Origin of the sequence: Hallella multisaccharivorax DSM 17128, assembly GCF_000218235.1 — a bacterium.
Lineage (GTDB): Bacteria > Bacteroidota > Bacteroidia > Bacteroidales > Bacteroidaceae > Prevotella > Prevotella multisaccharivorax.
On record NZ_GL945017.1, the window covers coordinates 238,045 to 251,726 of the forward strand.

General features: G+C 45.4%; 7 protein-coding genes. All 7 read left to right on the forward strand.

The genetic code is table 11. From position 1 onward, the window contains the following. Positions 1-89: 89 nt before the first annotated feature. The 7 genes from PREMU_RS01445 (at position 90) to PREMU_RS01475 (ending at position 13,651) form a co-directional block, all read left to right on the forward strand. Entirely contained in the window at positions 90-1,298 is a 1,209-nt protein-coding gene (locus PREMU_RS01445) for a FecR family protein (RefSeq protein ID WP_007572561.1), read from the forward strand. Positions 1,299-1,603: 305 nt separating this feature from the next. Then, on the forward strand, positions 1,604-4,849 hold the full coding sequence (locus PREMU_RS01450) for a TonB-dependent receptor (protein ID WP_223918538.1): 3,246 nt from the start codon (positions 1,604-1,606) through the stop codon (positions 4,847-4,849). Between the two features lie 11 nt (positions 4,850-4,860). Beyond that, on the forward strand, positions 4,861-6,675 hold the full coding sequence (locus tag PREMU_RS01455) for a RagB/SusD family nutrient uptake outer membrane protein (protein ID WP_007572565.1): 1,815 nt from the start codon (positions 4,861-4,863) through the stop codon (positions 6,673-6,675). 16 nt (positions 6,676-6,691) lie between these two features. After that, positions 6,692-8,062 (forward strand): BspA family leucine-rich repeat surface protein, encoded by a 1,371-nt coding sequence (locus PREMU_RS01460; protein ID WP_007572567.1) that lies wholly within the window; start codon positions 6,692-6,694, stop codon positions 8,060-8,062. 148 nt (positions 8,063-8,210) lie between these two features. Further along, the gene (locus tag PREMU_RS01465) at positions 8,211-9,623 is read left to right on the forward strand and encodes a DUF4832 domain-containing protein (protein ID WP_007572569.1); all 1,413 of its coding nucleotides are present in this window, start codon (positions 8,211-8,213) and stop codon (positions 9,621-9,623) included. A gap of 110 nt (positions 9,624-9,733) precedes the next feature. Beyond that, positions 9,734-12,226, forward strand: a complete 2,493-nt coding sequence (locus tag PREMU_RS01470) for a glycoside hydrolase family 97 catalytic domain-containing protein (RefSeq protein WP_007572570.1) — start codon at positions 9,734-9,736, stop codon at positions 12,224-12,226. A 42-nt stretch (positions 12,227-12,268) separates the two neighbouring features. Further along, a complete protein-coding gene (locus PREMU_RS01475; protein WP_007572573.1) occupies positions 12,269-13,651 on the forward strand; it encodes an alpha-L-fucosidase in 1,383 nt (460 codons plus the stop codon). The last annotated feature ends 31 nt before the right edge of the window (positions 13,652-13,682 follow it).

Consider the following 13,682-nt stretch of genomic DNA (forward strand, 5'->3'; position numbering starts at 1 on the left):
AAAGAAGTATAAATAATGGCATTTCCTTACACTTACTGTCCACAAATACGACTCCATTTTATCTTAATGACAAAAATGACAAGGTACCTATGAAGAGTTCTGACTATGACAAGATAAACAGCAGTATGGATTTCTTCCGTCTGAAGGATAGGAAGTTCATAATGTGGCGTCTGCTCCGGACACAGGAACTGGATGATTTCTGGAATGACTTTATCGTCCGCCATCCAGAACTGGAGGCTGAGTTCGATGAAGCTGTCCGCATCAGTGACAGTCTGCAGATAAACGACGCCCATTATGCCGGTACGGATGTCTTGCTGGAAAGAATACAGAAGACGCTTTCGGCGAAACAGCGTCATGTCCGCATCCTGCATATCTCAAGAATTGCAGCTGTGGCAGCTATGTTCCTGTTGCTATTTGTGCCAGCTCTGTACTTCGGTTATGTACATTACATAAAGCAACCCGCCGGGCAAAACTATGCCCTATTGTCCAAAGGCAATGGAGTGAATACAGAAGAATTGTTACGGGAAATGCGGAAAAGTAAGAATGTGGAATTGCTGGTGGATGGGAAGCGTCTCACTTTCAGACATCTCGGGGAAATGACCATAACAGACGGAAAGGTTATCTATGGTAAGTCAGGGTCCGTCAGCGGAAAGACCTGCCGCCTGCACGTGCCCGCAGGAAAGCGCTTTGCCATCACGCTTGCCGACGGAACAAAACTGTGGGTGAACTCACGTTCGGAAGCAGAAGTCCCCACAAAGTTCACAGGAAGAACGCGTGATGTGAATGTGGACGGAGAGGTATTTGCTGATGTGATGAAGAATCCACAGCAGCCTTTCATCATTCATACAAGCCGTATGGATGTGACGGTGAAAGGTACCAGCTTTGATGTCTCGGCATATAGTCGTGAGCGTGAAGCAGCCGTCGTACTGGTACGTGGCAAGGTGCAGGTTGATACCCGCAGGGACGGCAGCATGACAGTTTTGCCCAGCGAACGGGTCTCTCTTGCGAACGGACGGCTGTCCAAGCGGACGGTTGATGTTTCCGACTACGTAAGCTGGAAGGACAACTACCTGTTCTTCAATGATACGCCGGTAAGTGAGGTTCTGAAGAAAGTCAGCAGTTACTATGACATTCGTTTTACTGAAGTGGATCCCATACTCAATGACAAGAAAGTCAGCGGCAAACTCAACCTGTCGGACAATGTTGATGATATTCTTTCATCCATAGCCCTGCTGACATCGTCTGCCTATACGCGAGAAAAGGATATGGTTAAACTTGTTAGAAAAGGAAGGAAATAGTGCCTATGAAATAATATCGGAACCTGAAAAAGGTCAGGCTGTGGATGCAACACGCCTGACCAGGACAATCGAAAAACATTGAGCAATCAATATCATCCAATTTTTATCCATTACAAATGCAAATGTATAAATCTAAATCTAATTTTCACAACAACCCTCTCTGTTGTTATAGAAAAATAGCAAAAGTTACGTTTTCTTTACTTTTGCTATCGTTCTCATGTGTCCAGGATATCCCTGCACGGGAGCTGGGGACACAGAATCTGATGGTCACGCTGGCAGTGAGCAATACTACTGTCAGGAATATCATGGACAGAATAGAACGGTCAGAAGGATATGTATTTATTTACAATAGCGATGTGAAGAACGAACTGAACAGGAAAGTCTCACTGCGTGTGGTAAATGAAGACATAGATGCAGTCCTTAACCGGCTTTTCTCCAATACAAACATCTCTTATAAGAGAATGGGCAAGCAGGTGACCCTGTTCTGGAGACAGAACAGAAATCCGCACGCCATTAATGCCGTTATGACACCTCAGCCCCAGCAGACTCCCGAGAAGCGCAGTATCAGGGGACGGATTGTTGACGAGAACAATGAGCCTGTCATCGGTGCGACCGTGAAAGTCAACGGAAAGAATACTGTCGGTGCAGTGACTGACATGGATGGAAACTATACCCTGAACAATGTGTCTCCACATGATGTGATCACTATTTCCTATATTGGAATGAAGCCACAATATGTCACGGTTGGCAGCAAGAATGAACTGAACATAACAATGAAGGCTGACGACAATACGCTGAATGATGTTATCGTGGTGGGTTACGGAACCCAAAAGCGTGAATCCCTGACAGGTTCCATCTCCATGGTGTCATCCAAAGACCTGACCGTCACGCCGCAGGTGAGTGCTTCCAATATGCTGACGGGCCGTGTACCGGGTCTGATCACAACACAGACCTATGGTATCCCGGGCAGTGACAATGCGACACTGAGTATCCGTGGCTTTGGAAATGCTCTTTTCATCGTGGATGGAGTAGAGCGTGATGCACGTTACATTGATCCTAACACCATCGAGTCTATCTCTGTGTTGAAAGATGCCTCCAGTGCCATCTACGGTTCACGTGCCGGTAATGGTGTTGTCCTGATTACGACAAAGCGTGGCAATCAGAGCAAGCCGACCATTACAGCCGGAACTACACTGACCCTGCAAAGTGTCACTGCCATGCCGAAGACAGTATCGGCTGGTCAGTATGCAGAACTGAAACGGGAAGAGTTCTACAATGCTAATGGAGAGCATACGGCGCAGACACCACCTTTTACAGAGGAGCAGGTACAGAAATACTATGACGGGACAGATCCTCAATATCCGAATACGAACTGGTATGACCAGATTATCAGGAACTGGGCACCTATGCTGCAGTACAATGCTTCTATTCGTGGCGGCAGTGACCGCTTCTCTTATTACAGTTATTTTGGTTATACCAAGCAGGAAAGTATCTTCAAGACCAATTTTGGCAATTATCAGCGTTATGCCTTCCAGACCAATCTGGATGCAAAGGTAACGGATCGGATAAAGATCCAGCTGTCTGTTGCAGAGAATATTGATGACAGGAATTATCCATCGACAAATGTTTATTCAGGAACGGCAAGTCTGTGGGGCTATTTCTGGCAGACGCTGCCTACTTATCCTGCAAGTTTCCCCAACCCTGACTATCACTCTTATGCCGGTGGCGGCGGAACCGGTGGCGTGCATTTGGTAGCAGACAGGGATATTACTGGATATAGCCGTTCAAAGAACTACCTGACGAATATATCGGGAACATTGACCTATGACTTCAAGTATGTTCCGGGGCTTTCCTTCAAAGCTTTCATAAACTATGCCAAAGCTGATTATCCGACGAAGATCTTCCATAAGCCGGTCTCTTTTTATACGTATAATTACGAGAATGACAAGTATAACCTTCAAGGAACTTACTACAATAAGGCTTCACTCGATCAGACGCAAGGCTATTCTCAGGTCATAACTTCTCAATTCTCACTGAACTATGAGCAGCTGTTTGCCAAACTGCATCGCGTAAAGGCAATGGCCCTTTTCGAGAGTGTCGATACGAAAAGTGATGAATTGAGTGCTGGAAGAACGGACTTTCTTACTTCATCAATTGACCAGATGTTTATGGGAAGTACGATGACGGCACGTAACAATGGCAGTGCATCAGAGAACGGTCGTGCCAGCTATGTGGGACGTCTGAATTATTCTTATGCAGACAAGTACCTGCTGGAACTCATCCTCCGTGCTGATGCGTCTGCCCACTTTGCTCCGGGACACCGATGGGGCTGTTTCCCTGGTGTCATGGTCGGGTGGAGAATTGACCAGGAAAAATTCATGAAAGACATGAAGTTCGATGCCTTGAAACTTCGTCTGAGCTACGGACAGATGGGTAATGATGCCATAGGCGATTTCCAGTATCTTTCCGGCTACAAGCTCTATGAAATGACTTATTTGCTGGGCAACACCTCTACAAATGGCATTAAATCTACAGGACTTGCCAACCCGGACATGACATGGGAACGTATGCATATCTCCAATGCAGGTATTGATTTCTCCTATAATCACCGTATGATCTATGGGTCTTTTGAAATGTTTTACCGTAAACGTTCCGGCATCCTTGCACGACGCAATATATCCTTACCGAATACGTTCGGTGCAACACTTCCGTTGGAGAATCTGAACAGCCAGGATACAAGAGGATGGGAACTGGAGCTTGGTACAGCCGGATATTTCCATGACCTTTATTATGATGTCAAAGCTAACTTCTCTGGTTCCCGTTCTAAATGGATTCATTATGAGGAGCCTGATTATACCGATCCTGACCAGATACGCCTCTCGAAGAATTCCGGAAAATGGGTGGATAGAACTATAGGATATATTTCCAACGGACTGTTCACTTCCCAAGAGCAAATAGATAATCTTGCTTATTCTTATCCTGGCGGAAATGGCAGGCTAAGACCTGGTGACCTTATCATTGTCGACAGGAACAATGATGGTACAATCGACTGGCGCGACCAGGCTGTCATCGGCAAGGGGACCATCCCTCATTATATGATGGGACTTAATTTTGATCTCAGCTATAAGGGATTTGATTTGTCCATGTTGTTCCAAGGAGCTTTCGGATTCTATAAGAAATTAATCTTCTCCGGAGGAGAGAACTACTATTCCTTTGTCTATGATAAACGATGGACAAAAGACAACAATGATCCAAATGCTTTAATTCCAAGACTGAGTGGTGCTCCTACCAACAGTTACATTACACAAAATAATTTCGTCAAGTCAGATTATGTCCGCTTAAAGACATTAACTATCGGATATACTGTTCCTGAGAAACTTCTTTCTAAATTAGGTTTACAGACATTGAGACTGAATGTATCAGCATATAATCTGTTAACATTCAGTAAATTGAACAAATATAATTTTGACCCGGAGGCTCCTTCTGGTGAAACAGGACGGTCATATCCTCTGAATAAGACAATCTCATTCGGGTTGGATGTTTCATTCTAAAAGAAAAGAACATGAAGAGTTTGAAAAATATTCTGTTTATATCAGCTTCAGTACTTGTGCTCAGCTCCTGTACTGACAATCTTCTTGACAGAGAACCTTTGAATATAATTTCTGATTCCCAGGTCTATACAGACAAGACATTGGCTGATGCTAAATTGACGCAGGCATATACACAGATGTGCGTGATGATCAATGAGTGCCCCCGCCTCAACAACCCTAAAAACGGATATTGGGAAACGATAAGTGACGACTGGAACGGCCCATTTATCATTAATGAGATTGCTGACGAAGGTGTCAGCAACTGGATAAAAGGACAGTCCAGCACTGTAAAAGGTTCAGGCATATCCAATTCTGGTGGAATTCTTGAATGGTGGGAGGATGCTTATGAGGTAAACCGCATTCTTAATGAATTTATGGAGAAAATGGAAAATTCTTCTTTTGCAGATGCATATAAGAAAGAACGCATTGCAGAGGCTCGTTTCCTGCGTGCATTTAACTACTTCTATATGGTCAAGCGATACGGCGGTGTACCTCTTGTCCTTAAGGCGCAGATGCCAACAGACCCTGAAAGCGAATTGTATGTATCTCGCAATACGGAAAAGGAAGTATATGATTTCATCCTGTCGGAGATGGATAAGATTGTCACAGACCTGCCGGCGCGGGCAAATACAGAGCTTGGACGGCCAAGTCGTGGCGCCGCTATGGCACTGAAGGCGAGGGCTGCCTTGTACGCCGGTAGTATTGCCCAGTTCGGTAAAGTTCAGTTGGGGGGACTGTTAGGCATAGAGTCTTCTTTGGCTAAGGACTATTACCAGAAGTGCTACGATGCCTGCAAGCAGATAATGAACTGGGGCGAATACAGCCTCTATGACAGTGATGCAGACAAGACGCAGAACTTTAAGAACGTCTTCCTGAAAAAGAACAACAGTGAAGACATCATGGTCATTCAGCATGATGCCACACAGCGTACAACATCTGGCGGCAATGGATGGGTCTGGGATTTCTTCCAGTGTCCACATCCACAGGCGTGGGGTGCCGGAAACCAGAATGCACCTTATCTGGAAATGGCAGAAGCATTTGAGCATATTGACGGAACTCCAGGCACACTGGACAAGACAACACTGGAAAACAGGCTTTGGTCAATGAATGAACTGTGGGCCAACAAGGATCCAAGGTTCTATGCAACGATATGGACACAGGATACCAAGTGGCAGAACAGAAAGGTTGATTTCCATAACGGTCTGATACTTCCTGACGGAACCATAAAGGGGGACGGCGCTTATCAAGGTGTAGCAGCTGCTGGTGACCAGTATATTGACAATTATAGTTATGGGACGGGGTTTGGCGTGATGAAGTATCTGGATGAGACGCATGACAATACGGGTGAACGTGCTACTTCCAGTACGGACTATATTCTGTTCCGCTATGGAGAAGTATTGCTGAATTATGCTGAAGCTGCCTTTGAACTCGGCAAGACCGCAGATGCGCTGGATGCAATCAATAAAATCCGTTCCCGTGCCGGAATAGCAGCCTTAAGCTCTGTCAACCGTGATCAAATCAGACATGAACGTAAGGTGGAACTGGCCTTTGAGGGACACCGCTATTGGGATTTGAGAAGATGGAGAATTGCCAAAGACGTCATTCCTGTAAACCGTTCGGGATTACGCTATATCCTGGACTATAACACCCGTAAATATCAGGTAAAGGTCTTGGAAAATTATGATGGCGTCACGCCTCCTGTCTTTGAGAATCGGAATTACTATTTCCCAATTACGGCCAGTCGTATCTCTAATAATAAGAATCTCGTAGAAAACCCAGAGTATTAATTAAAAAGTATGCACAATGAAAAAAAATAACAACCGGAAACTGTCAGTCTTGTGGAGTTTATTATGCCTGTTCTTTTTTGTTATGCTGTTTAACAGCTGTTACAATAATGAAAAAGATCCGGTATATGAGAACCTGAAAGAGCTTGTCGTATCAAATGCAGCTGTCAACCTTGAATATGGTGACTCCACGACCGTGACAATATCTCAAGGAAATGGTGGATATGAGGCTGTTGCTGAAGACAACTCCATCGCAGAGGTCTCCGTCCTTTCAACTACGGTCAAGATAAAGGCTTTGAAGTCCGGCTCTACCAATATCACCGTTAGGGATCAGAAAGGAAAGACGCAGAATATTGTGGTAGCCGTTGCGGCACCCGTCAATATAGAGACCAATGAGTTCATCACAGTATGGAAAACAGACAATGAGGGTACTTCTAATTCCACTTCTGTAACATTGCCTGTTTCTGGCAGCTATATTGTAAAGTGGGAAGAGGTTGGCAAGTCTTCACATAAGGGTCAGGAGGAATATTCTGATATAACTTCAGCGAATTATCCGACAATAGACTTCGGTTCAGTAGGAATGTATCGTGTAAGGATAACGGCGAAAGATGCAGAGAAGCCTTTCGGCTTTATCTTTGACACCTATTCTGCTCCAGCTCTGGACGGATTGAAACTTATCAGAGTAGAGCGTTGGGGTGTGAATAAGTGGCCTTCCGCAGCAAGTATGTTTGCCCAGTGTCGTAATATGGATGTTACGGCAACGGACGTTCCTGACTTTTCGGCATGTGACGGTAAAATGTATAATATGTTCTACCATTGTGAGAATCTGGTTGGTAATAACAGCTTTGCAAAATGGAATGTCAGCATGATGTGGCATATGAATGAACTTTTTGCATACTGCTATAAATTCAACCAGAATATCAATGCATGGAATACAAAGGGGGGATATCTGATGTCAGCTATATTCAAAGGTTGTACTGTCTTTAACCAGCCACTTGACAACTGGAACTTAAAGAATGCCGCTAATCTGTCCGGCTTCTTTGAGAATGCCACCAGTTTCAATCAGGATATCAGCTCCTGGGAGCTTCCCAATGCAGAGAACCTGTCGTATATGTTCAATCATGCAACAGCATTTAACCAAAACATAGGAAGTTGGACATTAGAGAAAGTAACCAATATGGAGGAGATGCTGACGAACTGTGGCATGAAGTCTAAGAATTATGATGCAACCTTGAAAGGCTGGGCAGAAAACGCCAAGACTCCGAACAATATGAAGTTAGGGGCAAATTCTCTGGCTTATTCTTCTGCCGGAAAAGACGCACATAAGATATTGACGGATACCAAAGGATGGACAATCACTGGTGACAGTTATAATGCATCTGGCAATTGAATTATCCGAATAACGTGAGTTCAGGGGGGCTTCTCCTGAACTTACGTTAAACAGAAGTCTGATAGTTGTTGTATGAGTATGTGGAATTCCTATGCAACAACCGTCTGGGCAGATATCTATTATAAAGGAAACTTAAAACATGATTACAATGAAAAAGAATGATATGGTCTCACTATGTGCCTGTCTGATAATAATGACATCCTGTGGAGGAAGCGATACGACCTCTGGACCAGATGGCAGAGGACTTACCCCAGACAATGGAGTGATAGAACTAAAAGACAATCAGAAGGGACTTTCAAACCCAGGTATGGGATGGAATCAAATGTACTACACATTCGATGATGTACCCGTCCTTACTGGAAACGACAAGGCGGATAACCTGAATTGGATTCCTTGTGATATACTCTCTTTCAGAGTCAGTTGGGCTAAGATGGAACCTAAAGAAGGACAGTATAACTGGAAAGTCATTGATAATGCTGCCAACTATTGGCTTTCAGAGGGGAAACGGCTGGCATTTAAGTTCTATACAAACTTTTTATGGGATAATCCAGACAGGCAGGCAACTCCATTGTGGTTGAAAGATGCCGGTGCCAAAGGACATTATCTTGATGGGAACAATAATCCAAGTGATGATTCCTGGATGGCAGATTATGGGGACCCCATCTTGCTGGAAAAGCTGGAAAATTTTTACAAGGCAGTTGCAGCACATTACAGTGCTGATAAAATTGAGTTTATAGAACTTGGCTCCATTGGACGGGTCGGTGAAGGAAACAGCTATCAGATTGGGGTGGAACCAACTGAAGCAGAACTGAAAGCACATATCAATCTTCTGCGGAAGTGCTTCCCGAAAACACAATTGTTCATAAATGATGATCATGGAGAAGCAGCTTGCCTCTATGCAAAGACTCTTGGGTATGGAGTTGACGACCATAGCATAGGCGTAGATGCCTCTGTCAATCCTCCAGGAAGGGCATATAACAAATCTATCATTGACAAGTTCCATGACGGGAAGTCTATTATCGGTCTTGAAGATGACACATGGCTTCTTCCCGACGACTGGTATTTGAAACAGATGACTGACGCTCATGCAAATTATTGTCGTATCCATACTTCTCCATCGAATTTGAGGAAAGCAGACGTACGCAAGATTGTTAATCAGATGAATTTGAAAATGGGATACAGGATTCAATTCCCAAAGATTTCTGTTCCGACTTTTATCCAAAGGGGACAATCACTGAAGATAAGCTATTCTGTAAAGAATGCCGGAGTAGGATATTGTCAGGTTACCTGTTATCCGCATTTCCTGCTAAAAGATTCCAATGGAAAAGAGGTCACCTCTGTTACTGACCTGGGGTTCGACCATCAGAACTTAATGTCAAGCAGTGACAATGCTACCTTGAATAGAAATGTATCTTTGGCTATTCCAGCAAATGCAGATGCTGGAAACTACACCTTGTTTATCTCTATGGTAGATGAGGATGGTAAGCCATTGATTAAATTACCATATGACGGTGACGATGGCAATAAACAGTATAAACTTATTCAGGTAAGAATAAAATAATCTAATATACGGTAACTCCCTCTCAGTTTCCCTGTCTACCCAGCATCCTGTTTTGTAAATAACATAGATGCTGGAAGGGAGGTTGTTGCCTTAGAAAATATAAAAAGAGAATGAAAAAGACGATTGTCATTGCTCTTCTTTGCTATCTCTACGCCATGTCTTCCATAGCGGCAGATTACACTCTTGCCTCACCTGATGGCAAAGTCAGAGGTGTTATTTCTGTAGCTCAGAAGACAGAAATCGAAATTACGTATGGAGGAGTTAGTTATCTGCGTATCCCATGTATGGCTATGGGAACATCTCAAGAAGTATTGGGAGAAAATGTAAAAGTAAGAAATACCGTAAGACACTCTGTCCGCCGTACTGTATCTCCTTTATACGGAATAAACGCCAGCATCCCAGAATCTTATAATGAATTGCAGCTGGACTGCAAAGGTAACTACTCCATAGTGTTCAGGGCTTACAATGAAGGAATTGCATGGCGGTTTGTAACGCGAAAGGGAAAATCTCTGATTGTGAAAGATGAAAAGATCGACTATCAGTTCAAGGATAATTACACAGCCTATTTCCATCCGCTGCTTTCAGAGTCTGATTACAGGATACAGAAGGTATCTGACAGTGGACAGAAGTACAATTACTCAAGCATGCCAGTGCTGGTGAAGACCGATGACGGGGTAAACATTTTGTTGCATGAATCTGGAGTAATGGACTATCCGTGTATGAGTCTGAAGTCGGACCCATCGCAGCCTAACACACTGACAACTGACCATGCCCGTTTCCCTAAAGTGGCCGAACCCGGGGGATACAACAACTTCAACCTGGTAGTGAAGCGTACGGAAGACTATATCGCCTGTACATCAGGCAACAGGGCCTTTCCGTGGAGGATAGTGGCTTTTGCAGCCAAGGACAAGGATATCCTGAATAACCAGCTGGTCTACCTGTTAGCTCCCGAGACAAGACTGGCGGACACACAATGGATAAAGCCGGGGAAGGTCGCCTGGGACTGGTGGAACGGGCTGAACATTTCAGGCGTTGACTTCCGTTCAGGTTTAAACACTGCAACCTACAAATATTATATTGACTTCGCTGCCAGAAATGGTATTGAATATGTAAATCTTGATGAAGGATGGGGAGATCAGTTCGATTTACTGAAAGTACGTGACAGTATCAATATGCAGGAACTGGCAGATTATGCCAAAAGCCGTGGTGTAGGATTGTTCCTATGGTGTGTATGGCATACGCTGGACCGACAGATGCCACAGGCTCTGGCGCAGTTTGAGAAATGGGGGATAGCCGGGCTGAAAGTTGATTTTCTTGATCGTGACGACCAGCTGGTCGTCGACTTTGAGGAACGTCTGCTGAAAGAAGCAGCCAAACATAAGCTGCTTGTCAACTTTCATGGAGCCTATCATCCGAACGGTATGGAGCGGGCTTATCCGAACTGTATCAATGTAGAGGGAGTGAAGGGACTGGAATGGGACAAGATTGCAGGTGCTGACGGTGCGACGCCACAGACAGCCGTAACAATCCCGTTTATCAGAATGTTTGCCGGACCGATGGACTACACACCTGGAGCAATGTCAAACTACAATCAGGCGGAATGGCGCATCATCAAGAAACGGCCTATGAGCCAAGGGACACGCTGCCAGCAGCTGGCAATGTATGTCGTGTATTATGCGCCGCTGCAGATGCTTGCCGATTCACCAACGGCCTATATGAAGGAGCCACAGTTCACGAAATTCCTTGCCGGCATTCCTACCGTGTGGGACAAGACATTACCGCTGGACAGCAAGGTGGGCGAATACGTGAATGTTGCCCGGAAGAAAGGCAGCACATGGTATGTTGCGGGCATGACGAACTGGACGCCACGTGACCAGCATATCAGATTTGACTTTCTGGACAAGGGACGTGAGTATGTTGCAGAGATTGTCAGTGACGGTATCAACGCCGACAAAGTAGGCAGTGACTATGTCATGGGAAAAAGAGATGTTCACGCAGGTGACGAACTAAATCTGCGGATGATGCCAGGTGGAGGATATACCGTCAGGCTGACACCTAAGGATGAAAAGCATGATATTGTTGTCTTCGGTGACTCACGTGTACAGATGGCAGGTGACTGGAATCTCAGAATGAACCGCACTGATGTCACGAATGCAGGTTTCGGCGGTTTCACTACCTCACACTTCATCTGGCTTGTCGATCCGTACGTAATCCAGAGACATCCGCGCCTGTGTTTCCTTGAAGGAGGCTGCAATGATATTGGTGCAGGAATACCGCTGGAGAGAATCAAGCGGAATTTCCGTTCACTGGTTGACAGCCTGATGGCGCATGGCATTGAGGTCGTGCTTAATACAGTAACCTATCCGACAGAGAAAGACCCGAAAGAGCAGAATTTCAAAACGGAGATGATGGACAGTGTGAATACTTTCCTCTTTAGTCTGGCCCGGGAGAAAGGACTCCCTTGCATCGACCTTAACCCTTTACTTACAGAAGGAAAGCGATTGAAGAAAGAATATGCATTGGATAATGTGCATTATACCCCTGCTGCCTATGCCATCTGGGTGCGTGAAATGGAGAAGATACTGAAGGCCAAGGGCATCTAAAGCGTAGTTTGTTGTAAGAAACAGTGATTTAATGGAAAAAATATGAGAACGAAGATAGCAAGCCTTGTAATGCTGTTACTCCTGCTGCCCATGGCAGGAATCCGGGCACAAGACAAGATAAAGACATGGGATGAGCTGGACCGACGACCGATACCGAAGTGGTGGACAGATGCCAAATTCGGCATATTCATCCACTGGGGTGTCTATTCCGTTCCAGCATATGCCCCTGTGAAAGAAGTGAAAGGAGTATATGAGAAGTATGCCGAACACTATGAAGCGCGGCTGAAATCGGGTAACAAGCTGTTCACTGATTTCCATAACCGTACATATGGAAAGAACTTTAAGTATGCCGATTTCGCACCGATGTTCAAAGCAGAGTATTTCCGTGCGGACGACTGGGCGAAACTTTTCCGCAAAGCAGGGGCACGGTATGTTGTTCTGACTTCCAAGCATCATGACGGCTTCTGTCTCTGGAACAGCCGATACTCGCCTCACTGGAACAGCGTCGTCATGGGACCACACATGGATATCATGGATTCCATTTCCCGTGCTGTGACCTGTCAGGGAATGCACTTCGGTTTCTATTATTCCTTGCTGGAGTGGTCGCACCCGCTGTATGACAAGAAAACGATCGGCCGATGGGTTGATGAACATATGTTTCCACAGTTGCAGGAACTGGTCGTAAAATACAAACCTGACGTTATCTACGCTGATGGAGAATGGGACTATGACAGTGAGACCCTCAAGAGCCGTAAGTTCCTTTCATGGCTGTATGATGAATCTCCCGTGAGGAACTCCGTCGTAGTCAATGACCGCTGGGGCTATGAAACACGTAGCAAGCATGGAGATTACTATACGACAGAGTACAACCTCGTCCATCAGAAGGAGGGCATTGGTGACAAGGCTTCTCATCCCTGGGAAGAAAGCCGTGGCATAGGGACTTCCTATGGCTACAACCGCTTTGAACGTGCGGAGGATTATCTGTCGTCCAAGGAGCTGATCCATCTGCTTGTCCGGACGGTTGCCAATGGAGGAAATCTTCTGCTGGACGTAGGGCCAGAGGCAAACGGCTTAATCCCCGTCATCATGCAGGAACGGTTGCTGGATATGGGAAAGTGGCTGGAGGTCAATGGGGAAGCAATCTATTCTTCACACCCATGCAGGAACCTGACGGTAAGGAACAAAAACGTTTTCCTCACCCGGGCGCACGGCAATCTGTATGTGATCGGCATGGATTGTCCTGACGGACCTGTGGTTATAGACGGTATTTCAAAGGCCGGACGTGCCAGCCTTCTGGGAGAGACAAAGGGGAGGATTGCAGCTACTTTAAGAAAAGGAAGACTGACTGTCAATATTCCTCCTCTCAGTATCTGCCACCTGCCTTCACCCTCAGCATGGGTTGTAAAGGTTGAGGGGGTGTACTGATAGACATGAGGCTGGTTCTGTCTGAACCAGC